At 70.8% G+C, this 22,813-nt stretch carries 23 protein-coding genes and 1 pseudogene; 10 read left to right on the top strand and 14 right to left on the bottom strand.

Annotated elements, in window-relative coordinates; all coding sequences use genetic code 11:
- Nucleotides 1–99 precede the first annotated feature (99 nt).
- Together SALPAC4_RS0120855 and SALPAC4_RS0120850 are read right to left on the bottom strand one after the other, a co-directional pair.
- Complete coding sequence (locus SALPAC4_RS0120855; RefSeq protein ID WP_050564998.1) at nucleotides 100–636, bottom strand: flavin reductase family protein; 537 nt, start codon at nucleotides 634–636, stop codon at nucleotides 100–102.
- 9 nt (nucleotides 637–645) lie between these two features.
- Nucleotides 646–1,593: a proline iminopeptidase-family hydrolase gene (locus SALPAC4_RS0120850; RefSeq protein ID WP_019871999.1), complete on the bottom strand. Its 948-nt coding sequence runs from the start codon at nucleotides 1,591–1,593 to the stop codon at nucleotides 646–648.
- Between the two features lie 158 nt (nucleotides 1,594–1,751).
- On the opposite strand from SALPAC4_RS0120850, the gene SALPAC4_RS0120845 reads away from it, so the two are divergent.
- The 3 genes from SALPAC4_RS0120845 (at nucleotide 1,752) to SALPAC4_RS0120835 (ending at nucleotide 5,253) form a co-directional block, all read left to right on the top strand.
- Nucleotides 1,752–2,876, top strand: coding sequence for a ferritin-like domain-containing protein (locus SALPAC4_RS0120845; RefSeq protein WP_019871998.1), 1,125 nt, complete (start codon nucleotides 1,752–1,754; stop codon nucleotides 2,874–2,876).
- A 234-nt stretch (nucleotides 2,877–3,110) separates the two neighbouring features.
- On the top strand, nucleotides 3,111–4,175 hold the full coding sequence (locus SALPAC4_RS0120840; RefSeq protein WP_019871997.1) for a methyltransferase: 1,065 nt from the start codon (nucleotides 3,111–3,113) through the stop codon (nucleotides 4,173–4,175).
- A gap of 49 nt (nucleotides 4,176–4,224) precedes the next feature.
- Entirely contained in the window at nucleotides 4,225–5,253 is a 1,029-nt protein-coding gene (locus SALPAC4_RS0120835) for a methyltransferase (protein ID WP_019871996.1), read from the top strand.
- Nucleotides 5,254–5,298: 45 nt separating this feature from the next.
- On the opposite strand, the gene SALPAC4_RS0120830 is transcribed toward SALPAC4_RS0120835, so the two are convergent.
- The 5 genes from SALPAC4_RS0120830 to SALPAC4_RS0120810 all read right to left on the bottom strand — a co-directional run bounded on the left by SALPAC4_RS0120830 (nucleotide 5,299) and on the right by SALPAC4_RS0120810 (nucleotide 9,436).
- Complete coding sequence (locus tag SALPAC4_RS0120830; protein ID WP_019871995.1) at nucleotides 5,299–5,748, bottom strand: acyl-CoA thioesterase; 450 nt, start codon at nucleotides 5,746–5,748, stop codon at nucleotides 5,299–5,301.
- A gap of 89 nt (nucleotides 5,749–5,837) precedes the next feature.
- A complete protein-coding gene (locus SALPAC4_RS28025; RefSeq protein WP_019871994.1) occupies nucleotides 5,838–6,005 on the bottom strand; it encodes a hypothetical protein in 168 nt (55 codons plus the stop codon).
- Between the two features lie 177 nt (nucleotides 6,006–6,182).
- Nucleotides 6,183–7,124, bottom strand: coding sequence for a LysR family transcriptional regulator (locus SALPAC4_RS0120820; protein WP_019871993.1), 942 nt, complete (start codon nucleotides 7,122–7,124; stop codon nucleotides 6,183–6,185).
- Nucleotides 7,125–7,397: 273 nt separating this feature from the next.
- Nucleotides 7,398–8,054 (bottom strand): hypothetical protein, encoded by a 657-nt coding sequence (locus SALPAC4_RS0120815; protein ID WP_019871992.1) that lies wholly within the window; start codon nucleotides 8,052–8,054, stop codon nucleotides 7,398–7,400.
- A gap of 53 nt (nucleotides 8,055–8,107) precedes the next feature.
- Nucleotides 8,108–9,436 (bottom strand): M20/M25/M40 family metallo-hydrolase, encoded by a 1,329-nt coding sequence (locus SALPAC4_RS0120810; protein ID WP_019871991.1) that lies wholly within the window; start codon nucleotides 9,434–9,436, stop codon nucleotides 8,108–8,110.
- Nucleotides 9,437–9,543: 107 nt separating this feature from the next.
- Between SALPAC4_RS0120810 and SALPAC4_RS0120805 the strand changes: the two genes are divergently transcribed.
- Entirely contained in the window at nucleotides 9,544–9,783 is a 240-nt protein-coding gene (locus tag SALPAC4_RS0120805; RefSeq protein ID WP_019871990.1) for a hypothetical protein, read from the top strand.
- Between the two features lie 65 nt (nucleotides 9,784–9,848).
- Here the strand turns inward: SALPAC4_RS0120805 and SALPAC4_RS0120800 are convergent, their stop codons facing one another.
- The 3 genes from SALPAC4_RS0120800 to SALPAC4_RS0120790 are packed head-to-tail and all read right to left on the bottom strand — an operon-like array spanning nucleotide 9,849 to nucleotide 12,926.
- Nucleotides 9,849–10,199: a DUF3140 domain-containing protein gene (locus SALPAC4_RS0120800; protein WP_019871989.1), complete on the bottom strand. Its 351-nt coding sequence runs from the start codon at nucleotides 10,197–10,199 to the stop codon at nucleotides 9,849–9,851.
- A complete protein-coding gene (locus tag SALPAC4_RS28020; protein ID WP_018734392.1) occupies nucleotides 10,199–10,366 on the bottom strand; it encodes a hypothetical protein in 168 nt (55 codons plus the stop codon). Before SALPAC4_RS28020 ends, SALPAC4_RS0120800 begins: the two co-directional genes overlap by 1 nt.
- A 16-nt stretch (nucleotides 10,367–10,382) precedes the next feature.
- Complete coding sequence (locus tag SALPAC4_RS0120790; protein WP_019871988.1) at nucleotides 10,383–12,926, bottom strand: ATP-dependent Clp protease ATP-binding subunit; 2,544 nt, start codon at nucleotides 12,924–12,926, stop codon at nucleotides 10,383–10,385.
- Nucleotides 12,927–13,053: 127 nt separating this feature from the next.
- Between SALPAC4_RS0120790 and SALPAC4_RS0120785 the strand changes: the two genes are divergently transcribed.
- From SALPAC4_RS0120785 to SALPAC4_RS28655, 5 genes are all read left to right on the top strand, one after another.
- Entirely contained in the window at nucleotides 13,054–13,434 is a 381-nt protein-coding gene (locus SALPAC4_RS0120785) for a hypothetical protein (RefSeq protein ID WP_018731040.1), read from the top strand.
- Nucleotides 13,435–13,584: 150 nt separating this feature from the next.
- Complete coding sequence (locus SALPAC4_RS0120780) at nucleotides 13,585–13,845, top strand: hypothetical protein (RefSeq protein WP_018731041.1); 261 nt, start codon at nucleotides 13,585–13,587, stop codon at nucleotides 13,843–13,845.
- Between the two features lie 8 nt (nucleotides 13,846–13,853).
- A complete protein-coding gene (locus SALPAC4_RS0120775) occupies nucleotides 13,854–14,948 on the top strand; it encodes a con-10 family general stress protein (protein ID WP_019871987.1) in 1,095 nt (364 codons plus the stop codon).
- Nucleotides 14,941–17,613 (top strand): FtsK/SpoIIIE domain-containing protein, encoded by a 2,673-nt coding sequence (locus SALPAC4_RS0120770; protein ID WP_019871986.1) that lies wholly within the window; start codon nucleotides 14,941–14,943, stop codon nucleotides 17,611–17,613. Before SALPAC4_RS0120775 ends, SALPAC4_RS0120770 begins: the two co-directional genes overlap by 8 nt.
- Entirely contained in the window at nucleotides 17,610–18,275 is a 666-nt protein-coding gene (locus SALPAC4_RS28655; protein WP_223874808.1) for a hypothetical protein, read from the top strand. The genes SALPAC4_RS0120770 and SALPAC4_RS28655 overlap by 4 nt, the downstream gene beginning before the upstream one ends.
- A 69-nt stretch (nucleotides 18,276–18,344) precedes the next feature.
- Here SALPAC4_RS28655 and SALPAC4_RS28855 read toward each other — a convergent pair.
- From SALPAC4_RS28855 to SALPAC4_RS0120750, 4 genes and pseudogenes are all read right to left on the bottom strand, one after another.
- Nucleotides 18,345–19,637: pseudogene (locus tag SALPAC4_RS28855) on the bottom strand (cupin domain-containing protein); the annotation flags it as partial.
- Between the two features lie 8 nt (nucleotides 19,638–19,645).
- Nucleotides 19,646–19,951, bottom strand: a complete 306-nt coding sequence (locus SALPAC4_RS0120760) for a hypothetical protein (protein ID WP_019871984.1) — start codon at nucleotides 19,949–19,951, stop codon at nucleotides 19,646–19,648.
- A gap of 396 nt (nucleotides 19,952–20,347) precedes the next feature.
- The gene (locus SALPAC4_RS0120755) at nucleotides 20,348–20,746 is read right to left on the bottom strand and encodes a TraR/DksA family transcriptional regulator (protein ID WP_018731046.1); all 399 of its coding nucleotides are present in this window, start codon (nucleotides 20,744–20,746) and stop codon (nucleotides 20,348–20,350) included.
- A gap of 182 nt (nucleotides 20,747–20,928) precedes the next feature.
- On the bottom strand, nucleotides 20,929–21,423 hold the full coding sequence (locus tag SALPAC4_RS0120750; RefSeq protein ID WP_018736474.1) for a winged helix-turn-helix domain-containing protein: 495 nt from the start codon (nucleotides 21,421–21,423) through the stop codon (nucleotides 20,929–20,931).
- Nucleotides 21,424–21,819: 396 nt separating this feature from the next.
- On the opposite strand from SALPAC4_RS0120750, the gene SALPAC4_RS0120745 reads away from it, so the two are divergent.
- The gene (locus SALPAC4_RS0120745; protein WP_019871983.1) at nucleotides 21,820–22,767 is read left to right on the top strand and encodes a DUF3500 domain-containing protein; all 948 of its coding nucleotides are present in this window, start codon (nucleotides 21,820–21,822) and stop codon (nucleotides 22,765–22,767) included.
- Nucleotides 22,768–22,813 lie beyond the last annotated feature (46 nt).

Genomic DNA, 22,813 nt, shown 5'->3' with positions numbered 1-22,813 from the left:
GCGGACCGTGTCCCCGCCGTCAGAGCGGAAAGTTCCCCGGTGGGCACTCCTCCTGCCTGAACAACCCGGCCGGGACCATGGCCGTGGTGTCCGCCGCGGTCACGGCTCCGACAGGCCGGTGAACTCACCCCGGTGACAGACCAGCGGACCGCCGTCCGGACGGTCGTGCGCGGACCGTACCGCGCCGAACACCACCTCGTGATCGCCGCCGTCGACCACCGCGGTGATCACGCAGTCGAGCCAGGCCACGGCCCCGCCCAGCACCGGCTGGCCGGAGTCGTTCGTTGCCCAGGGCAGCGAGGCAAAGCGGTCCGCGCCCGGAGTGGCGAACACCCGGCAGACGGGGGCCTGGTCGGCGGCGAGCACACTGACCGCGAACCGTCCACTGGCCTGGAGCGCCCCCCAGGTCCGCGATGACCGATGCACGCAGAAGAGAACGAGCATCGGGTCGAGGGACACCGAGGTGAACGAGTTCACCGCCATGCCGTACGGCCGACCGGCGAGCATCGTGGCGACCACCACCGCGCCGGTGGGGTACCGCCCCATCACCCGACGGAACTCGTCGGCGTCCGGTGCGCCGCGCACCGCCGGGGCGGCCGGTGGCGCCGGTCCCGGTCCCGGTCCCGGTCCCGACATCGTCGGTCCTCAGCGCACCACGGAGCGGACCTGGTCCGATGTGGCCGAGCGACAGTTGGCCGCATCGACGTGGACCAAAAAGGCGTCGACCGTCGCGCGGAAGTGTTCCGGTTCCTCGACGTGTGGCATGTGGCTAGACTCCTCGAACAACTCCCACCGGGAGGAAGGCAGCCCGTGGTGCAGCTCGGCCACCGCCGCCGGGGTCACCTCGTCATACCGCCCGGAGATCAACAAAGCGGGGACCTCGACCCGACCCAGCCGATCCCGGATGTCCCAGTCGGCGAGGCGGCCACGTAGGTCGAACTCGGTGCCGCCGGCCATCGTCTCGTAGACGCGCGGATCATCGCGTACCGCGCCAAGGGTCCGCAGCACCTCGTCGGGCACCGGTCGCGCGCGGCAGACATGCCGGGTGTAGAAGGTGCGCACCGCATCGGCGTACCCGGGATTGTCGGGCGGGCCGGCGATCGCGGTACGAGCCGGGTCGGGCAGCTCGTCGCGGAGCCGGCCGACCTCTGCCCGGTAGGTCTCGCCAGCGGCGAAGCTGCCGGCGAGCACCAGCGACCGCAGGCCGGCCGGACGCTCGGTGGCCAACTCCAGGGCCAGCAGACCACCCCAGGAGTGGCCGAGCAAGTGGTAGCCGTCGGTGATGCCCAGGTGGGTCAGGAGTGCGCGCAGCTCGGCGATAAACAGCGGCACCGTCCAGAACCCGTCCGCCACATCCGTCCGGCGGTCGGATCGGCCGTTTCCGAGTTGGTCGTAGAAGACGTAGGCCCGGCCACCGGCGGTGAGTGCCGCCAACGACAGAAGATAGTCGTGGGTGAGGCCCGGTCCTCCGTGGCAAACCACCACGGGCGCGGGACCGCAGGTCAGGTCACCGACCGGCCGATACCAGGTGGATCCGCCGGCCCAGGTGAGAAAATCTCCGGATTCGGGGTCCGTTGCGCTGTCCACGCTCATGACCCCGATGGTGGGCGGGCCCGCTGACGCGCCGCTGACCGACGGCTGACGTACCCGCGCACCTAGGGATCTCCCCAATGGTACGCCGGGTGACGGTAGCCGAGACTGTCAGCACGAACGGCCGGGCGAGGCCGCCCGGCCGGCTTAAGCAACCAGCTGTGGAGGCGAGCTTGAGCACGCGCATCTACACGCTCCCGGTGGAGCAGACCCGCTGGCACGTGCCGGGCGGGGCGACGACCGTCTTCGACTGGGACTACGACACCGGCCGGGACCGGCTGCTCGCCCTCTACGAGAAGGGCAAGCAGCGGCAGTGGGACGCCGCCGAACGGCTGGACTGGTCGATCGAGATCGACCCGAACGACCCGATGGGCGTACCGGAGGAGTCCATCGCCATCTACGGCTCCCGGGTGTGGGATAAGCTCGGCCCGAAGGAACGCGGGCTGGTCCGGCTACACCTCAACGCGTGGCAGTTCTCCCAGTTCCTACACGGGGAGCAAGGGGCGCTGATCTGCTCGTCGAAGATCGTCGCGAGTGTGCCCGATGTCGACTCGAAGTTCTACGCGGCCACCCAGGTGGTGGACGAGGCCCGGCACATGGAGGCCTACTCGCGCTACCTGCGGGAGAAACTCGAGCTGGCGTACCCGATCAATCCGAGTCTGCAGGCGCTACTCAACAACGTGATCTCCGACTCCCGCTGGGACATGACCTACCTGGGCATGCAGGTGCTCATCGAAGGCTTGGCGCTCGCCGCGTTCGGCCTGATCCGCGACTACGCCAGGGAGCCGCTGGCCCAGGCCCTCAACGCCTACGTCATGCAGGACGAGGCACGGCACGTGGCCTTCGGCCGGCTCGCCCTGCGCGACTACTACCCACAGCTCACCCAGGCCGAGCGCAACGAACGCGAGGAGTTCTGCGTCGAGGCCTGTCACCTGATGGCGAAACGGTTCGTTGGCGAGGAGGTGTGGCGCCACCTGGATATCGACGCGGACGAGTGCATCGACTTCATGCGTCGCTCCGAACACTTCCGTGCGTTTCGCAGCCACCTGTTCTCGCGCATCGTCCCCACGCTGCGCGACATCGGCCTCTTCGGACCGAAGATGCACCACGCCTTCGCCGAACTTGGTGTCCTGGGCTTCGCCGAGGTGGACCTGGACCAGATGATGGCGCGGGACGAGGAGATCGCCGTCGAGGTCGACGAGCGTCGCCGACGCCAGGTCGAGGCGACCATCGCCGTCGGTGCCGACGGACTGCCCACCAGGCCAACCGAGAGCAACACCGCGTGACCTGGCCAGCAACACAGCCCAGCCGGAGTGCGGCGCTCCTCGTCCCGGCCTCCGGCGCCACCTTCCCGGCGATGCGCGACCCGACGGCGACCGCCGGGGCCGACCGGCACCGGCCGCCGTGTCAGCAGCACATCAGTCCGGTGTCAGCCCGGTCCACGATCCTGGGCCGGTGCCGGCTCCACGCTCCACCGCGGTCCCGGCCACACCCACGATGGAGGTAGAACGTTGACCGCTGTGCCCACCACCGAACAGGCCCTCCTGGGGAACCTGGTCCGGCAGGTCATGGGAGATGCTCTGGGTTTCCTGAATGCCGCGGCGCTGCGGGTCGCGGTACGCCTCGACATCGCCGAGCATCTCGCGTCCGGGCCGAGGACCCCGACTGAGCTGGCCAGGTTGAGCGACACGGACCCCGGACACCTGGCCCGAGTACTGCGTTTCCTCGCGATGCGAGGGGTGTTTCGTGAGGACGAACAGGGCGCCTACCAGCTCACGCCCGCCGCGGAGCTGCTGCGGGCCGAGTCTCCGATGTCGGTCCGCTCGATGGTGCTGCTGCTGACCGACGAGATGTACTGGCTACCGGCCGGCCGGCTGGAGGAGACCGTACAGACCGGCACGACAGTGTTCAACGAGATCTTCGGCGGCCCACTCTTCGACGTCCTCGCCCGGGAGCCGCACCGCGCCGACATCTTCCACACCGCGATCGCCGACCTGTCAGTCACCGAGCAGGATCCTATTGCGGCGAGCTACGACTTTCCGGACACCGGCACCGTCGTTGACGTCGGCGGCGGGCCCGGCGGCCTGCTGCACGCGGTCCTACTCCGCAATCCGGGCCTGCGGGGCGTGTTGTTCGAACAGGAGTCTGTCCTCACCCAGCACCGGCTGGGCGATCCCGCGATCGCCGGGCGCTGGGAGCCGGTGGCGGGTGACTTCTTCGGACGGATCCCGACCGGCGGCGACATCTACGTCCTCAAGCGCGTGCTGCACGACTGGGACGACCGCGACAGCCTGCGCATCCTCAGGGCGACCCGGCAGGCGATGGCGAACGAGGCGAAGCTGTTGATCATCGACGCGGTCATCCCCTCGGGCAACGACCCGCACCCGAGCAAGCTCTATGACCTCGCGATGATGACCAACTTCGACGGCAAGGAACGTACCAGGGCCGAGTTCGACACCCTCCTGGCCGCCGCGAACCTCCGGGCTGTCCGGGTGATCCCGACTCCCGGGACGCTGTCGATCGTCGAGGCCGTGCCGGCCCCGCCGGCGGCACCCAGCGCCCCCGACGAGGCGGAGATCCGATGACACCCGATGGGGCAGCCCCTGCCCTGTCGATGGCGAGGAGGGCGACACGATGACTGCGACGGAGGCCGATCACGGCCGGATCGACCCGACCATGATCCGACAGATACTCGGAGACTCGCTGGGCTACCTCTACCCGGCGGCGCTGCGGGTCGCGGCCCGCTTCGCGGTCGCCGACCACCTCGACGAGCCCCGCAGCGCGGCGGAGCTGGCCGCCCGCACCGGCGTCAACGCCGGACGGCTGGGCCGGGCACTGCGACTGCTCAGCACCCGCGGGGTCTTCGCCGAGGACGACGCGGGCCGGTTCCGACTCACGCCGGCAGCGCGGCTGCTTCGAACTGATGCCCCGGTGCCGTTACGGTCGATCGTGCTGCTCTTCACCGACGAGGTGTACTGGCGGCCGGCCGGGCGGCTCGACGACACGGTGCGGCAGGGGCGGACCGCCTTCTCCGACGTATTCGGTCTGCCGTTCTTCGACCACCTGCCGACCGCGCCGGAGACCGAGCAACTCTTCGCCGACGCCCTGGCCACGATCTCGGAGCTGGAGCAGGAGGCGGTGGTCGCCGCGTACGACTTCCCCGCGACGGGCACCGTGGTGGATGTCGCCGGCGGACGCGGCGGGCTGCTGCGGACGGTGCTGACGGCGAACCCAGGGCTACGCGGCGTGCTGCTGGACCGCGCCCCGGTGCTGGAACGGCACCTTCTTGACGTCCCGGCGCTGACCGGGCGGTGGCGTACCGAGGCCGGCGACCTGTTCCACGCCGTCCCGCCCGCTGGGAACGTCTATCTGCTCAAGCGAATCCTGCACGACAAGAGCGACGAGGAGTCGGCGGCGGTGCTGGCCTCATGCCGCAAGGCCATGGCCAACGACGCGCGACTGCTGGTGGTTGACGCCGTGGTGCCCTCGACTCCAGGCGCACACCCCGCCGTCGTATCGGACGTCCTGATGATGGCCCTGTGGGACGGGCGGGAGCGCACGGCCGAGGAGTTCGCGGCGCTACTCGCGGGAGAGGGCTTCCACCTGGGCCGGATCATCCCGACCGCATCCGCGCTCTCGGTCGTGGAGGCGGTGCCGGTCTGACCGGCCGCGGTGAACGGGCGGCGGCGGGGCGCGCACAGGTCAGACTCAGGAAGGCCGTGCGATGCCCGTCATGACCGACCGCGTGTCATCCGCCCAGGCGGTGGGGCGCAGGGTCTTCGGGTCGATGCGGACGTGTACCCGCCTACCCTCGGCGTGCACGGTCTGCCCATCCCGGGACAGACAGCGGAACCCGTACCCGGCGCTGGACCCGCTGAACTGGTCGATCCAGAGGTGGACGGCCATGGCGCCGGTACCCCGGAACGGCATGCGGTAGGAGATGGCGAACTCGGCCACCGCGAGAAACACGTCCGGGTGACTGTAGGTGCCACCGTCGAACGTCCAGCCGCGCGACGTCCAGAAGGTGTTGAGGGCCCGTTCCACCAGAACTCCATACCGACAGTTGTGCACGAGCCCCATCGAGTCGAGATCGTCGAAATGGATCGGAAGCAGCTCAACATGCCCGTGATCGACCGAAAACTCGACTGATGCTGTCACCGTATCCCACCATTTCACATTGGCGTCGATGGTTCACCATGGCGATCATCGCCGAACCGGAAACATGACGATCCACCGCTACGAAGTTATCAGACAAGTACGGTCGCGGTCGATGACCAGAGGTACCGTTTGTGGTCGATGAGCACGGTTGGGCAGCAATGTATGCGCGCTCCCGGCCCGGCCTGCTTTTCGTCGTAGAGCCGGGGCACGTAGGACATCGCTGCGGCCCGGAGGGCCAGAAAGACCTGGGTGATCACGTCGACATCGTTAATGTCGGCTCTCCAGACTACGACTGCTCGCCCTCTCACTGACGGGCCGGTCGCCAATCGACGCACAGGATACTGACAACACAGGACAATTATTGGGATCAGCGTGAGGAAGGGGCGCGGGCCTCGTCGGTGGTAGCACCTGCCACCACACGCAGCAGCACGATCTCAGAGGATGGTGGTGCGGTCCGCCGACGTCAGAGCGGGGAAACGCTGGCGTACGTGGGTGGGGGTGAGGGGGACCTCCTCGGCGAGCATGTCGAGGAAGGCGTGGGCGATGGGGTCGGGCTGGCTGCGGGTGTACGCGGTCAGCGGGCGCAGCAGTGCGGGGTCCGGGCGGAGCAGTGCGGCGTCGAAGTGGGGAGGAACGGTGTTCCCAGGGACCAGCGCCAGGCCCAGCCCGGCGGCGGCGAAGTTGACCGCGAACGGCGCCTGCTGGGTGCGCACAGTGATCCGGGGCTGGAAGCCCGCGGCGGCGCAGGCCCGGTCGAGGAGCTGCGCCAGGCCGCTGTCCGGGGTGAAGTGCACCCACTCCCGCTCGACGAGGTCGGCGAGGCGGATCGTGCGCCCGGGGGCCGCGGCCAGGGGGTCGTCGGGGTGGGTGACCAGGAAGAACTCCTCCATGCCGAGGTGCCGGATGGTGCCCTCCCCACTGGGCGGGGGCGGGCCGATGGCGATGTCGGCTTCTCCGTCCGCCATGGCGGCGGCGAGTTCGATGGTGTGCCGGTGCTCGAAGAGGGTGACGCGTACGTCGGGGTGGCGGGTGCGCCAGAGGGCCAGCGCCGTGGGGAGGATGCCGTAGCTCACCGAGTAGAGCGTGGCCAGCTGCAACTCGCCGGAGGCGACTCCGGTGGCGCGCCGGGCCGCGGTGACGGCCCGGCGGGCGTCGGCCAAGGCCGCTCGGGCGGACGGCAGCATCGCACGCCCGGCGGCGGTCAGCCGCAGGCCGCGGGGCAGGCGTTCCAGAAGGCGACCGCCCATCTCCTTCTCGAGGGCGTGGAACTGGTGCGACAGCCCGGGCTGGGTGATGTTGAGCAGGGCGGCGGCCTGGGTGAAGGACCCCTCGTCAATGATCGTCACGAAGTACTCGAGCTGACGCAGCGTAGCCATGCGCCCAGCTTATCGAGTCAAGATTGACCCCGCCCTTGGACGCATGGCAGAGGGTGCGGGCTGGGTTTCCACGAACTACGCCTGATCTCCAGGGCGACCACGAACGAGTACGGCCGGACGATCCACCGATAGCGGCCCGCGGTAGCACTGATCATGCCGCAGCCCCTGGTCCTGATCATTCTTCTTCCCTCGACAAGAAGAACGATCAAACCAGGGGCTATGGCCGTGCTCAGCCCAGGGTCGCTACCACCCGGCCCCAGGTTAAGGATCAGGTTAGTGAGAGTGGTCGTACTCCTCGTCGTCCAGTTCGAGGAAGGGGTGCTCATCGAGCCGCCCGACCAGCCGGTCCTCGGCGGCGGGCTGGAACGGACCCACCGGGTCGTCATCGTCGAAGGCCTCGAGATCGACCGCGGCGTCAACCTCGCTGACCATGACGACGCCGTCCATTGGCTCCAGCTCCGGCACATCCAGCGCGGCGAGCGATCCGTCGCCGCTCTGCAACAGCTCTAGGACCGCCTCACCGACCCCTTCGACCGGTGCCGGCTCCTCCTCAGCCGGGGTCTCCGCCCGCCGGGCCGACGTGGCGGCCCGGATCAACGCCGAGACGCTCGGCACCCGGTAGTCCCGACGCTGCCGTACCGAGATGACCCGGGGGTGGCTGTCGGCGGCCGGCGATCCGTCGGGATTGGCGAAGCGCTCGTCGGCCTCCTCCGGGTCGATCGCCTGCACATCCCAGGGACTGACCTCGCCGAAGGCCTCCATCAGCTGCTCGTCGTAGGCGTACGAGGCGTTGTTCAAGTCGACGTATGCCTGCCAGACGGCATCGTCGTCGATTCGGCCCTGCGCAGCGCGCACAGCCGCCAGGTGGTGACGGGCCGCCTCGATGACGCGTTCGAGGGCAGTGTCCAGCTCACCATGCTGGTCGATCATGTAAGGCGTCCCTTCGGTGTTCGGAAGGCGCCGCGCCGAAGTACGGAAGCGGCTCAGCAGTTGCGGAGGAACCGGTCGAGAACCCGCACGCCGAACTGTAGTCCGTCCACTGGAACCCGCTCGTCGATGCCGTGGAACAGCGCGGAGAAGTTCAGGTCGGCGGGGAGGCGCAGCGGCGCGAAGCCAAAGCAACGGACACCCAACTGCGCGAAGGCCTTCGCATCGGTGCCACCGGAGAGCATGTACGGCACCGGCCGGGCCCCCGGGTCCTCGGCGCGTAGCGCGGCGGAGATCGCCTCGACCAGGGCACCGTCGAAGGTGGTCTCCAGCGCGGGCTGGCGCTGGAGGTACTCGATCTCGATGTCCGGGCCCACCAACTCGCGCAGTTGCCGCTCCAGCAACTGCGACTGGCCGGGCAGGCTACGGCAGTCGATGGTGGCGGTAGCCCGCCCGGGAATGACGTTGTCCTTGTAGCCCGCGGCGAGTCGGGTGGGGTTGGCCGTGTTGCGGATGGTCGCCCCGATGAGGTTGGCGATCGGGCCGAGCTTGCCGATGGCCGCCTCCGGATCGTCCGGGTCCAGCTCGATGCCGAGTGCCTCGGACACCTCAAGGAGGAACGCGCGTACGGTGTCGGTTACGACGACCGGGAAGCGGTGCTGGCCGATCCGGGCGACCGCCTCGGCGAGGGCGGTGACGGCGTTGTCGTCATGCACCATCGAGCCGTGTCCCGGCCGTCCCCGGGCGTGCAGCCGCAACCAGTCAATGCCCTTCTGAGCGGTCTCGATCAGATACAGCCGCTGGGTCTCGTTCACCGAGTACGAGAAACCCCCCACCTCGCCGATGCCTTCGGTGCAACCCGCGAAGAGGTCGGGATGGTTCTCCACCAGGAAGTGCGCGCCGTACTCACTGCCGGCCTCCTCATCGGCGGTGAAGGCGAGCACCACGTCCCGGGGCGGCCGAAATCCGCTGCGCTGCCAGTGCCGCACCACCGCCAGCACCATCGCGTCGAAGTCCTTCATATCGATCGCGCCACGACCCCAGAGGTAGCCGTCCCGAAGCTCACCCGAGAGCGGATGCACCGACCACTCGTCGGCGTCGGCCGGCACCACATCCAGGTGTCCGTGGACGAGCAGGCCGGGTCGGTCCGCGTCGGTCCCGGGAATACGAGCAACCAGGTTGGCCCGGCGGGGTGCGGACTCGTAGAGCACCGAGTCGATGCCGACCTCACCGAGCTTCTCTGCCACGTACTCGGCTGCTCGACGCTCCCCGACACTGGTGTCGTTGTCACCGGTGTTGGTGGTGTCGATGCGCAGCAGATCCTGACAGAGGCCGATGACCTCGTCGGTGGGCTTGGGGTGGGCGCTGGCGACGTCGCTCCTCATCGCTCCTTGATACCAGGAGAGCGCCCGGAGTGGGTCGGCCCCGGATCCGGCAGCTGTCGAAGGGGTCCGCGGGGTGCGAACGCCGTGCCGCCGGGTAACAGACGGATATGACCGACCTGTACCCCGCCGCCGACGACCGCGAGACACTACGGCAGGCGGCCACCGCGCACACCGCCGCTGCCCGGGACGTGGAGCTTTTCCTACGCCGCCTACCGGCGGTTCCCGCTCCGGCAGACATCACCGAATACGCCAACCTGCTCACCCGGGAACGGCAGACCCGCGCCGATCGGGAGGCGGCCGCCGACGCGGCGGGCTTGACGATCACCAGCCTGGAACCCGGTGCGTAATGCCCCGTCGGTGCGGGTGCCGGTGAACCCCGAAGCCGGCGCCCACCCGACGGGATTGACAGCAGTCAGCGTTCCACCAGGACGTCATGACCCAGATCCAGCAGGGCGTGCCGCCACCGGTCATCGGCGTTACCCCGCGGCGGCTTCGCCGCCAGCAGGTTCTCGATCTCGTCGATCGTGTCCCGCATCGTCTCGATGTCGTCCCGGGTCAGGTCCACCTTGCGTTTGGTGAGCACCCGCAGGATGTGCCGGCCCGGCTCGGGCAGGCCAAGGTCGGGGTCAGGGCCGAACGTCTCCTCGCCGGAGCCCCGGGTAAGCAGCCACTGCCGCAGCTTCTCGGACGGCACGTTGACCCGCTCGTGGAAGCCCTCCCAGAGCTCCTCCACCTGCGGATCGAGCCGCTGTTCGCGTACCATCAGCCCTCCTCTCGCGGTCCGTCGGCCGCTGCCGGGTCCGGCTCTCCGGTCCCCTGCTGCCCCGGACCCTCTGGTGGCACCTGCACCCGGGCGGGGTTCGCGGTCGGTGCGGCAACGATCGGCTCGGTCCGTTCGGTGTTCTCCTGGGTCTCCTCGGGTTCGGTCATCTCCGCCTCCCGGCGCTCAACGGGGATGCGTGGTGGTGGCCGCGGTGTAGCCGCCGCCCTCGGCGACATCGATGGTCAGCTGGCCGTCACGGGCGTCTACGACCACCCGTTGGCCCGGCGACACCGCGGACTCCAGCAGCATCCGGGACAACTGGTTGTCCACCTCGCGCTGAATGACCCGACGCAGCGGGCGGGCCCCGAACTCGGGCTGATAGCCGTGCTCGGCGAGCCAGTCGATGCCGGCACTGGTGATCTCGACATCAACATCCTGCGCGTGCAACCGACGGCGGGTCTCCGCCAACAGCAGCTCGGTGATCTGCCGCAGTTGCTCCGCCTCCAGGCGGCGGAAGATGATGATCTCATCAATACGGTTCAGGAACTCCGGACGGAAGTTCTCCTGGAGCCGACGCAACAAGCGGTCGCGGAGCTCGTCGTTCTCCCCACCCGCCGCCCCGGCTCCGAAGCCAACTGCCCGCTGGGTGCCGGTGATCAGCTCCGAGCCGAGGTTACTCGTCATGATCAGAACGGTGTTCTTGAAATTCACCGTCCGGCCCTGGCTGTCGGTGAGCCGACCATCGTCGAGCACCTGGAGCAGAATGTTGAACACATCCGGGTGCGCCTTCTCAATCTCGTCCAGCAGCACCACCGCGTACGGGCGGCGCCGCACCGCCTCAGTGAGCTGCCCGGCCTCCTCGTACCCGACGTAGCCGGGCGGCGCGCCGACCAACCGGCTGACCGTGTGCCGCTCCTGAAACTCGCTCATATCGACGCGCACCATCCGGTCGGCCTCACCGAAGAGCGCCTCGGCGAGCGCCCGGGCCAACTCGGTCTTACCGACGCCGGTGGGGCCGAGGAAGAGGAAGCTACCCATCGGCCGATCCGGATCCGCCAACCCGGTTCGCGAACGACGCACCGCCTCGGAGACCGCGTTGACCGCGTCATCCTGCCCGACGACCTTCTCGTGCAGATGTCCCTCCAGCCGCAGTAGCCGATCCCGCTCCTCCTCGGTGAGCTGCGCAACGGGGATGCCGGTGGCCCGGGAGACCACCTCGGCGATCTCGTGTGGCCCCACTTGGGGCACCTGGTTGGCGCTACCCTCGTCGCCGCGAACCCGGCGGATCTGGGCCTCCAGGTCGACGATCTGGTCGCGCAACGTGGAGGCCTTCTCGTACTGCTCGTCGGCGACGGCCTGCTCCTTGTCTCGGCGTACCTCGTCGAGCTGGGTCTCCAACTCGCGTACGTCCGAGGCCGGGGTACGGGTGCGCAGCCGGACCCGCGCGCCGGCCTGGTCCATCAGGTCGATCGCCTTGTCCGGTAGGTAGCGGTCGGTGACGTAGCGATCGGAGAGCTCCGCGGCGACGACCAGCGCCTCGTCGGTGAAGCGGACCTGGTGGTGCGCCTCGTAGCGGTCGCGGAGGCCACGCAGGATGGCGACCGTGTCCTCGACCCCCGGCTCGGGCACGAAGACCGGCTGGAACCGGCGAGCCAGCGCGGCGTCCTTCTCGATGGTCCGGCGATACTCGTCCAGCGTGGTCGCGCCGATCACCCGCAACTCACCGCGGGCCAGCGCCGGCTTGAGCATGTTGGACGCGTCCATTCCGCCCTCGCTGCCGGCCCCGCCCGCCCCGACCAGGGTATGAATCTCGTCGAGGAAGATGATCAGCTTTTCGCGATGGGCCCGAATCTCGTCAATGACCTTCTTCAGCCGCTCCTCGAAGTCGCCCCGGTAGCGGGTACCGGCGACCAGGCCCGCCAGGTCCAGTTGGATGACCCGCTTGCCGAGCAGGGTCTGCGGCACGTCGCCGTCGCAGATCCGCTCCGCGAGCCCTTCCACAATGGCGGTCTTACCGACACCGGCCTCACCGATCAGCACCGGGTTGTTCTTGGTCCGCCGGGACAGGATCTCGACTGCCTGCTCGATCTCGTCGGCCCGGCCGATGACCGGGTCGATCTGATCGTTCTGGGCAAGCTCGGTGAGATCCTGCCCGTACTGGTCGAGAGTGGGGGTGCCCCGATCCGGCCGCGGCCCACTTGTCGGGGCCCGGTCGGCGCTCGCCGCCTGCAACGACTCCGGCTGAATCCGGCCGGCGGCGAGCATCCGGCCGGCGGGCGACTCCGGGTTCAGCGGCAACGCCATCAGGATGTGCTCCGGCCCGATGTAGTTGGCACTCATGGCACGGGAGAGCTGGTGGGCATCGAGCAGCGCCCGCTTGGCCGCGGGGGTGAGGGACAGGTTCGGCGGGACCTCGCCCCCCGGCGCCCCCTCGCCCCGCCCGCCGAGCGCGTTGAGCAGGGTCTCGGGTTCGGCACCGGCTCGTTTGACCAGCTCACGCAGGGACTGCCGTTGCAGCGCGGCCCAGAGCAGGTGGTCGGTGTCCAGGTCGGTACTGTGCCGCTCAGCCGCCCGACGTGCTGCGTCGGCGAGCATCTCTCGGGCATCGGCGGTCATCAGCCGGGTGATGTCGACCCGGTGCGCGGGCCGGCGCCCACCCTCGCTCCGGCCGAAGTACCGGGCCAGGAACTCGTCCCATGGGTCGGAGCCGAAGTCGCCGGGTCCCATATCTGTCTCCTCCGCTGCTCGGCGCGGCACGGTCGCCAGGGGCTACCCGGCAGTCGTCGGGACAAACTCCGCCGGCTGGCCACCGGGGTTGCCGGGGTGCGGGCGGATCGCGTGGCAGGCTGGCGGCATGAACGGGACACCGCTGCTGATCGTGGACGCCGCCAATGTGGTGGGATCCCGGCCGGACGGTTGGTGGCGGGACCGGGTCGGGGCGACCACCCGACTGCGGGACAGCCTCACGGGCCTGCCCGATTCCGGGGTGCCACCGGAGTTACCGCCGCCGGTCGAGGTGGTGCTGGTGGTCGAGGGCGCGGCGCGGGGGGTGCCGGCGGTGTCGGGGGTACGGGTCGTGGTGGCCCAGCAGTCCGGCGACGATGCGGTGGTGGACCTGGTCGCCGCCGACCCGCAGCGCCGGCGGGTCGTCGTTACCGCCGACCGTGAACTGCGAGAACGTGTACTCCGGCGGGGCGCCGAGGTGCATGGGCCGCGCTGGTTGACCGGCCGCTGAACCCCACCCCCACACGGCTGGGGCAATCGACCTCCCAGCGCTTGCGGATGACAACCGCTCAGTAGGGTTGAATAGTGGCAGGGAGGATGTTCTCTCGCCGGTGCCGATAGGCTCTAATGGAGGCCTCCCCTTGCCCCAGGAGGTTCCGTCGTGGCGAGCGTCGCCGAGCTCAAGGCAGCCATCGATGTCGCGCTCCAACAGATCGGTGACGGCCAGAGCGCTGTGCACGCTGCCGGTGAGAAGCTGGCCGAGGCGCAGCAGACACTGGCCGGCGCGCTGGAGGGCAGCGGACACGAGACGGTGGATGCGGCGCAGGCCTCGCTGACCCAGGCGGGGCAGGAGTTGGAGGAGTGCTTGGCGGCCACACTCGTCGCAGTCGAGCAGGCCCAGCTGTACGTCGCGACCCTCTGAGCGCCGCCATGTCCATCGTCGAAGATCTCGGCGCGCAGGTGCGCGCCGCCAGCGATGACCTGCCGCTCGGTCAACTCGCCGTGGCGCTCGAACGGTTCGGGCTGGCCGCCGAGCGGCTGCGCTGGGTACGCCAGGAATCCGCCAACCCGATGGGGGTGCCGGAGCTGTCCAGCGCCGTCGAATACGCCGAGTCCGCCGGCTACGCGCTGCGCGTCGCCCAGGAACAGCTGACGGCGTACCTGGCCATGATCGGGCTGGCGGCCGACGACTCCCCCGCGCCACACACCACCCGCGAACGGCGACCGGCGCACGACGCTCCCCGTGGTGCCACACCGCCGGAGACGGCCACCGTCCCGCCAACCCCGGCCGCAGCACCCCGGTGGTGGGCTGTCCGGGTCGCCGAGTTGACCGGTGGCGGGAGCGTGTCGGGGGAACCGGATGAGGCGATCGCCGACTCCAACGAGCTGCTGCGCCGAGTCGTCCACGAGGTCCGCGCCGGGGACCGGGAACGACTCCGCGTCGAGCTGGGCCGCGCCCACGCCGACGTGGGGCTGGGGTTGGCCGCATTGGCCCCTCCCCTGCTGCGGGAACTGGCCGGGGAGTTCCTTGGACACCCGCCCCGGGCCGAGGATTTGCCGCGGCTCCGCCAAGCGCTGGACAGCCGGACCCGCGACCTACTGCCGGGCCTACCCGCGCCGGTGGTGGAGACGCTGCTGGCCCGGGTCTGCCGGATGCCGCCGCCCCGCCGGGACGACCCCGAACAGCCACATGCCGCCGACTCGGCGGTCACCGCCGGGGTGCTGACCGGCGTCCTGCTCGACCGGCTCGGCCGCGAGCTAGCGACCCCACCGGAGCGCGAGCGCCGCACCGACGACGCGCGGACCCGGCAGGCGGCGGTGGACGGCCAGCGGCGAGCCGCCGCGAACCACGACCGGCAGACCGACGCCGAGTGGGGGCGGCGCGCCGCCGTCATCGGGCAACAGGCTGTCAGCCGCCAGCGGCCGGCTGCTGCCGGACGCCGCGGTGGCCCACTCCCGGCCGAGGGTCGGAGCGGAGCGCCCGGCATAAAGCGTCCCTCGTCTCGACGGGACGCCGATGGCTGACCGGCGGGCGCAGCTCGCCGCCCGGGTCCGGCAAACCCTCGGCGAGGCCCTCGGCGCGACACGGACCCGACTGGCGGCGGCGCAGACCGAACTCGCCGCCGAGCGGGGCCGACTCGACCGGGTCCGCCAGGCTGCCGCCGCTGTGCCGGCCCGAGTCGGCGCGGAGCGAGACCGGCGGCTCGCCGAGATCGACGCCCAACACTCCGCCCGGATCGCCGAGCTTGCCCGGCGGGCGGCTGAAGCAGCTCGCCAGGAGGCCCCCGGCGCGGCGACCGCCGACTGGCCACAATGGCGACCGACCCCCGCCCGCCGGACAGAGCCGCCCGGCCCGCTCCGGGTCGGCACGCTCACCGTTCCGGGCGGGGAGCCAGTGCCGGCGCTGGTGCCGCTGCTCGACGCCGGGCACGTCGAGCTGACCGGAGGCGACCGGGTGGCGGGCGAGGCGGTGGTGGCCGCGCTGCTGCTCCGGGCGATAGGCCGGACGGACCCGGGCGCGGTCCGGTTGACCGGGTACGACCCGGAGCGCCTCGGGGGCGGGCTGGCCGGTTTCGCGCCGTTGGGCACCGCCGGACTGCTGACCTTCGTCGGCCCCGGCGGGCTGGGCCGACTCCTTGACGGCCTCGTTGAGGAGATCCACCGGATCAACTCCATCGTCCTGGCCGGGGAGCACCGGTCCCTGCGCGAGCTGGCGGCAGCCACCGGTCGTCGTCCCGAGCCGTGGCGGGTGGCGGTACTACTCGGCGGGGAGGAGCCGTCCCGGCACGAACGTGGACAACTCGACCGGGTCGTCCGCACCGGCGCGGCGTGCGGCGTGCACCTGGTGGTACGCGGCCTGGCGCTGCCGGAGGACGCCACCGTAGCCCGGATCCGCGTCGAACCGGGCCGGGTCGAACTTGCCGGCGCACCGCCGGTCACGCTCGACCCGGCGCCCCCGGCGCCCCTGGTCACCGAGACCTGCCGGGCCGTCGCCGCCCAGGTCAACGCCGGCCCGGAGCCGACGCCCTTCACCGACCTGCTGCCACCGCCGGAGCGGATGTGGCGGGAGGACTCGGCGGCCGGCCTGATCGCGCCGATCGGCGAAGGAACGGACGGCCAGCCGGTGCTGGTCACTCTCGGCGACTATCCGCCGCACGCGCTGATCGGTGGCCCGTCCGGCACCGGCAAGACAAACCTGATCTTCGCCTGGATCGGCGCGCTCGCCGCCCGTTACTCCCCGGCCGAGTTGGAGTTCTACCTGCTCGACTTCAAGGAGGGCGTCTCCTTCGCCCGGTTCGCGCAGGGTCGCCGCGACCCGAGTTGGCTGCCGCACATGCGGCTGGTTGGGATCAACGTCAACACGGACCGGGAGTTCGGTCTCGCCCTGCTTCGTTTCCTCGCCGAAGAGCTGCGTCGGCGTGCCGACGCAGCGAAGGAACACGAGGTCACGAAACTCGCCGAACTGCGCGCGGTGGACCCAACCGGACGCTGGCCGCGGATCGTCGCCGTGGTTGACGAGTTCCAGATGCTGCTCGCTGGCCGGGACGTGGTCGCCCGAGAGGCCGCCGACCTCCTGGAGGACCTGGCCCGACGCGGTCGCTCGCAGGGCATCCACCTGGTCCTCGCCTCGCAGGACGTCCGGGGAATCGAGGCGTTGTGGGGGCGGCCGGCCCTGGTCGCCCAGTTCACCCTCCGCATCGCCCTACCCAAGGCGCTGCGGATCCTCGCCGAGCGCAACGACGCCGCGCAGTCACTACCCCGCCACCACGCCGTGGTCAACGCCGAGTCGGGCCTGGCCGAGGGGAACGAGATCGCCCGGATCCCGTCGGCGAGCGATTGGGAGACGTGGAGCGGGCTGCAGCACCGACTCTGGCGGATGCGCCCTTCGAATGCCGCCCCGGCGCGGCTCTTCGATGGCGATGCGATCCCCCGGTTGGCCGAGGCCCCGGACTATCAGGCGCTCGCCGCACCGGAGACCGGGACGCCGCGCGCCCCGACGGCGTTACTCGGCGAGATCATCGACGTGCAGGCCCGTTCGGCAGTGCTTCGACTGCCGCGCGCACCCGGTCGCAACCTCGCCGTGCTGGGCACCCGGGTGGACGAGGCCTGCGCCGTACTCGCCGCTGCGGGGCGGTCGCTCGCCCGGCAGCACCGTCCCGGAACGGCGCGGTTCTCCATCGCCTGCCTGGATCCGGATGCCGACTCCGCCGCCCGATCCCTCTACGCCGACCTCGCCGACGATGCCGCCTGGTATGACGAGGAGACCGTGACCGAACTGATGGCCGAGACCACCGCCGGGCTGGGCGCCCCTGGCGTCGGCACCCCCCACTACCTGCTGCTGTTCGCAGTTGACGCGGCAGCCGGGGCGCTCTCCGCCCGGGTCGGCGGCCCGACCGGGCTGGAGCAGCTGCGTCGGGTCCTCCACGACGGGCCTGAGCGGCGGACACATGTACTGGCCTGGTGGCGGGGGGTCGCGCGGATGCGGGCCGACCTTGGCGGACCGGCCGCCCGGACCGACCAGGTCGGCGCTTGGGTGGCGCTCGACACGCACGGTGGGGAACTGGGCGCCTCGCTCTACCCCGGCACCGGCGGGCCGGACTGGTACCCCCGCCCGTGGCGGGGCCTCTTCTTCGACCGGGCGGTCCACCGCACCGGGCAGACGATCATTCCGTACGGGCACCAGCGGTGAACCAACCAGTGCCGAGCGAGTCGTATCCGGCGCAGGTACGACGACTGGCGGACCTGACCGAGCAGGTGTCGGCGCAACGGGCCGAGGCACACACCTGGTACGAGCAGCAGTGTGCGGCCGCGCGGCGCGCCGTGGCGAACGCCGAGGACCAGGTCCGTCACGCGGAACGGGAGGTGACGGCAGCACGCCGGCTGCAGGAGCGGGTTGAGGCTGAGGTCCGGCTGTTGTGGCAGGAGCTACGCGGGCGGTTTCGGTCGGCGGGCCGCCGGATGGACGGGCCCCCCGGCCCGGTCAACGGCGCCGCCGGGAATCCCCTGCCGATGCTGGCCGCGGTGCGGGACCTCCTGGCCCGTACCGGTCAACCCGGTGAGCTGCCCGGATCCACCAATCCCCTGTTGGCCGTCTGCGGCTTCGGCGGTGCGCTGGTCACGTACGCCCTGGGCACCGTCGCCCGGACTGCCGGCGACCGGTACGGCGGGGACCTGGCGGTCGGGCTGCCGGTGCTGGCGCTGGTAGTGACCTTGCTCGGCCCGCTGGCCGGCCTGGTCCCGGCGAAGATTCTCGCCGACCGACGCCACGCGGTGCTGGGCCCGCGCCCGATGGCCGTAGTGGTGGTCGCCGGACTGCTGGCGACGGGGCTCCTCCTCGCCGTGGCCCGCTGAACCGGTCAGTAGCGGCAGCGTCGGGCCATCTGCCGCGCCCCCGTCGGGCCGGTTCAGGTAGCTGTCCTGGGCAGGTACGACGACCGCCTCCCGGAGCAGACGACGCACGAGGGTGACCCGGTCGGCGTCGTTGACCAGGCCGGGCAGGTCCCCGACCCGGCTGACCTCCGCGAAGAGCAACGCGCGCAGGGCCGGGGCACAGATCTGCGGCAGCGTAATCGTACGGTCGAATACCCGCAGCGTGACCCGCTCTCCCGCCGGTGTGAGCTGCCACCGCAGGCCCGGACGGAGAGTGACCCGGCTGTCCGGGCCGAGCGCGTCCAACGCGGCCGTCTGGGCAAGGGGGTACAGCGGAGCCGGCCGGGCCGCCGGCCATGCGCGCTGCCGCAGCCGGGCGGCGAGCACTGCTGGATCGACGCGGCGCAGCCAGTCCCGCAGTACCTCCACGGTCTCCGTCAACTCGGGCTCCACCGCCGCCGGGTCGGAGACGTCAATCCCGAATGGCAGGGTGGACCGCAGCCGCGGCTCCTCGGCGGCGAGCGCGAGCAGCTCCTCGACCAGCGTGTATCGAGTCAGTGCCCGAACGCCGACGGTCAGGTGAAGTGAGCTGCGTTCCTGGGCCTTGGCACTGTGCAACCAGCCACGGGGCAGGTACAGGGCGTCGCCGGGGGCGAGCCGCACGTCGAGGGCAGGTGTACCGGTCGCGGTCGCGGAGACCTCATCGGCCCGGCCGCCCCACGGCTGCCGCTCCAGCGGATCGGGGAGGACCGGGGGATGGATTCGCCAGTGCTTCTCACCGTCAACCTGCAGGACGAATACGTCGTGCGTGTCATAGTGAGTGGCGAATCCCTGGCTGCCGGCAGGAGTCAGGTAGGCGTTAGTCTGCAACGGCTGCCCGACCGCCAGGCTGAGCTCCCGAGTGAAGTCGATGAGTGCCGGCCAGATTCGGTGCAGGCCTTGCAACACCAGGGTGGCGCCGCCGGCGTACAGGCCGAGGATCTTCTCGTCGAGGACCTGGTCGGCGATCTCGGCGCCCGCGCCCCCGCCACCGGTGTAGCGGGCCGCCGGCACCAACACGCCGTCCTGTGCCACCCGCAGGAACGGGGTACGCAAGCCGCGCCGACTAAGCAGTTCGTCCGCGTCGGCCGGGCTGAGGAGGTCGCGAAAGCCACTCTGGTTGGGAAGTTCGTCGGCGCGGGACAGCAGTGGCGTCCGTCCCCAGTGCCCGGCGACGAACCTCGCCGGATCGGCCGAGATGCACCGAGCCAGCGCCGACGGGGACCCCACGGGACGCGCCGAGCCCTCGGTGGCGGACGCGGTGACCAGGCGACCAGGGCCGCCCGGCGAGTCGAGGTACGGCACAGCGTGGTTCAGCGCGCGCTGCCGTCGGCACCACCATCGTGCTGGCCCGGAGTCGCCCCACCATCCGCCGGACCCTCCGCACTGCCGTCGGCACCACCATCGTGCTGGCCCGGAGTCGCCCCACCATCCGCCGGACCCTCCGCACTGCCGTCGGCACCACCATCATGTTGGCCCGGAGTCGCCCCACCATCCGCCGGACCCTCCGCACTGCCGTCGGCACCACCATCATGTTGACCCGGAGTCGCCCCACCATCCGCCGGACCCTCGAGGCCCGTGCCGCCGGAGGTCGTCATGTCGTCGTCGTTGAGTGCCATGGGTGCTCCTCGGCTGTGCCCCGTCCGAACGCCGGGGTCCGTCGTACGGCGGGTTTGCCCCACCTCCGGCCCTCCCCACCACACGGTAGCCGTCCCAGGACTCCGACGCTGGTGGTTCGCCAGTCAACGGCACCAACCGCGCCGGTAGCTACTCAGCGCTCTCTCCACCGCCGAACGTCGGGTCCCCACCGGCCATCATCGTCTCGCCGCGGAGGACCCACCGGGCCGCGGCGTTGTCGCACCGGGCTGACTCCGCCGGGCCGCTTCGCCCGTCGCCGCCCGCCGGGCGCCCCGACAACGTGGACAAGGACGCCCGGACGGCGCTCCGGTCTCATCTGCACCGTCACCTTCCAGTCACCTCCGTCTGCTCCGGCCCCGCCGTCGCGGCGCGGCGGGTCAGGCCGCGCGACGCTCCCGGGTCTGTTTGCAGGTCACGCAGGTCGTCGCCGACGGGAAGATCTCCAGCCGTTCCACCGGAATGGACGCGCCACAGCCCTCGCAGAAGCCGTAGGTACCCTCTTCCAGCCGGGTCAGGGCGTGCTCGAACTGTGCCCGGCGGTCGAGAATCGTGCGCAACAGGGACTGCGCGGTGTCCCGCTCCGCAGTCTTCGTGCCGCTGTCGGCCTGGTCATCGCCCGCGGTGTCCCCGACCTCGACCAGGCGCAGCACCTGACTCTGCACCACAGCCTGCTCATACTCGGCGGCGAGTTCGTCGTAACGGGCCTGCAGGGACTGCCGGATCTGATCGGCTTCCGCCTGGGGTCGGGGCGTGTCGACCGGGTCGTGGACGAGCATTGCTGCCTGCCTTCCTGAGGGCCTCCCGGTCCACCGGACCGGTGCTGATCGTCGCTACACGGGTGGCGACCCGTGTGGTGAGCCGACCGAATACCCCGCTCCGCCACGGACCAAACGCCGTCTGACCGGCTACTCGGGCCCCGCCGGCACCCCGGCGGCACCAGGGCGGGTTCTGGCCTCCGTCAACCGCTGCGATCGATGGTCACCCGGGCGTCGTCGGCGAGCCGGTAACCGACCCCGTAGACGGTCGTGACCAGGGGGACGTCCACACCGACCTTGCCCCGCAGCCGGCGCACGTGCACATCCACGGTGCGCACCCCGGCGTGCTCGTAGCCCCAGACCGCGTTGAGCAGTTGTAGCCGCGTGAAGACCCGCCGGGGGTGGGCGACCAGGTGCAGCAGCAGATCGAACTCCAACCGGGTCAGCGACAACGGCTCGCCGTCGCGCAGCACGGACCGGGAGGAGGCGAGGATGTGCAGGGTGGGGATGGTTGGGGCGAGCGACCGGCTCGGTGGGCGGGCGGTCGGGACGGGCTCCACCCGCCGGTCCGTCAGCCCGTTGCCGGTCATGGTGACCGTGCTGTCTCCTAATTCCATCAACTCACGGGCCGCGTCCAACAGCCGCCGGGCCGCCGGGTTCAGCACCTCGTCGCTGGCCAACGGGATCGACAGAGTCACCGTGAGGACAGGGGGAACCGTGTTGGTGGGACGGCGCTGACCACCCGGAGGGCGACCGGGAACAGCGGGTTGGGACGAATGCCATCCGGCGCGCGACGAGGCGGGGCTGACCGACATGGTCCTCCTTGGCTGGTCCGGGTATCTCCCCAACGGCCCGGGACGCCGCTTCACCGATGCTTCCCGGCACCCGTTCGGGGGTCAAGGGGCAGCTGCGTTCCATGGATGTGACAGTTGGCTAACACATCGGAGCGAAATGCTCGCTCTGCGTACGAGGTCAACTGATTACAGCAGAGCCACTGCGAGGACCCGATCCGGGGGTCCCCACCGCGTTCACCTATGTGGGCGCCCGGCCCACCACCCCGGGTCGCGCGGTGCTCGGCAGGGTATACAGGGACGGTGGAGGATTCGCTCGCCCAGCGGCAACGCGCCGCCGCCGCCGCGCTGCTCGCCGCCCTGGACGAGCCGGAACGTGCCCGGGCAACCCACCGGTTCGACGACCTGAGGGCACGGCGCTGGATCGAGTACCGGCCCCGGCCCCGGCCCGGCGTCTGCCTGGCGGACCTGCGCCGCGCCGCGCGGAAGAACACCCACCGACTCCTGGCGAGCGCCCTGAGCCCGTCGGCTTATGCCCAGGCGGTGACGATCATCGGCTTGGAGGAGGTGCTGGACCGAGCCGAGGGGGGACGCCGCGGCCGACACAGCGATGACTACTGGGTGGCGGTCTTCGGTGACCCGATCCAGGACGAGGCGTGGGGGTGGCGGGTCGAGGGGCACCACCTGTCGATCAGCATGACCATCGTCGCCGACCAGGTCTCCCCCGCGCCGGTCTTCTTCGGGGCGAACCCGGCCGCCGTCCGGTGGGCTGGCCGGCCGGTCACCCGCCCGCTCGGCCCCGAGGAGGACCTGGGCCGGACGTTGCTGGATTCCCTCAGCCCGCGGCTACGGGCGACGGCCGTCATCGCCGAAGCGGCCCCCACCGACATCATCAGCGCGACCCGACCACGCGTGGACACCCCAGTGGCTCCCCTCGGCGTCTCCGCCGACCAGCTGAGCCCCACCGGGCGAGCCCTGTTGGACCAACTTGTCGCTCTCTACCTGGAACGGTTCCCGCCGGAGCTGGCAAACCGGGAGGCCCGTCGGCTCGCCGGGTCCCCGGTGTACTTCGCCTGGGCTGGACCGAGCTGGCCGGGGCAGCGTCACTACTACCGGCTACACGGCGACGACCTGTTGATCGAGTACGACAACACCGCGGACGACGGCAACCACGCCCACACCGTGCTTCGCCGCCCGAGCAGCGACTTCGGCGCCGACCTCCTGGCCGCCCACCACCGGGCCGCGCACTGAGAGTTTCGGCGAGTCCCGCCGGAAGTCACCCCATCGCGCGGCTCCC

It is taken from the genome of Salinispora oceanensis, assembly GCF_000383575.1.
Lineage (GTDB): Bacteria > Actinomycetota > Actinomycetes > Mycobacteriales > Micromonosporaceae > Micromonospora > Micromonospora oceanensis.
The sequence above is the reverse complement of the archived record's forward strand: the minus strand, read 5'-3'. Positions and strand labels throughout refer to the sequence as shown.

Coding starts and splice junctions, on each gene's coding strand:
- SALPAC4_RS0120855 (WP_050564998.1), bottom strand. CDS start 636: ATGTCGGGACCGGGACCGGGACCGGGACCGGCGCCACCGGCCGCCCCG.
- SALPAC4_RS0120850 (WP_019871999.1), bottom strand. CDS start 1,593: ATGAGCGTGGACAGCGCAACGGACCCCGAATCCGGAGATTTTCTCACC.
- SALPAC4_RS0120835 (WP_019871996.1), top strand. CDS start 4,225: ATGACTGCGACGGAGGCCGATCACGGCCGGATCGACCCGACCATGATC.
- SALPAC4_RS0120820 (WP_019871993.1), bottom strand. CDS start 7,124: ATGGCTACGCTGCGTCAGCTCGAGTACTTCGTGACGATCATTGACGAG.
- SALPAC4_RS0120815 (WP_019871992.1), bottom strand. CDS start 8,054: ATGATCGACCAGCATGGTGAGCTGGACACTGCCCTCGAACGCGTCATC.
- SALPAC4_RS0120810 (WP_019871991.1), bottom strand. CDS start 9,436: ATGAGGAGCGACGTCGCCAGCGCCCACCCCAAGCCCACCGACGAGGTC.
- SALPAC4_RS0120805 (WP_019871990.1), top strand. CDS start 9,544: ATGACCGACCTGTACCCCGCCGCCGACGACCGCGAGACACTACGGCAG.
- SALPAC4_RS0120800 (WP_019871989.1), bottom strand. CDS start 10,199: ATGGTACGCGAACAGCGGCTCGATCCGCAGGTGGAGGAGCTCTGGGAG.
- SALPAC4_RS28020 (WP_018734392.1), bottom strand. CDS start 10,366: ATGACCGAACCCGAGGAGACCCAGGAGAACACCGAACGGACCGAGCCG.
- SALPAC4_RS0120790 (WP_019871988.1), bottom strand. CDS start 12,926: ATGGGACCCGGCGACTTCGGCTCCGACCCATGGGACGAGTTCCTGGCC.
- SALPAC4_RS0120785 (WP_018731040.1), top strand. CDS start 13,054: ATGAACGGGACACCGCTGCTGATCGTGGACGCCGCCAATGTGGTGGGA.
- SALPAC4_RS0120775 (WP_019871987.1), top strand. CDS start 13,854: ATGTCCATCGTCGAAGATCTCGGCGCGCAGGTGCGCGCCGCCAGCGAT.
- SALPAC4_RS0120770 (WP_019871986.1), top strand. CDS start 14,941: ATGGCTGACCGGCGGGCGCAGCTCGCCGCCCGGGTCCGGCAAACCCTC.
- SALPAC4_RS0120760 (WP_019871984.1), bottom strand. CDS start 19,951: ATGGCACTCAACGACGACGACATGACGACCTCCGGCGGCACGGGCCTC.
- SALPAC4_RS0120755 (WP_018731046.1), bottom strand. CDS start 20,746: ATGCTCGTCCACGACCCGGTCGACACGCCCCGACCCCAGGCGGAAGCC.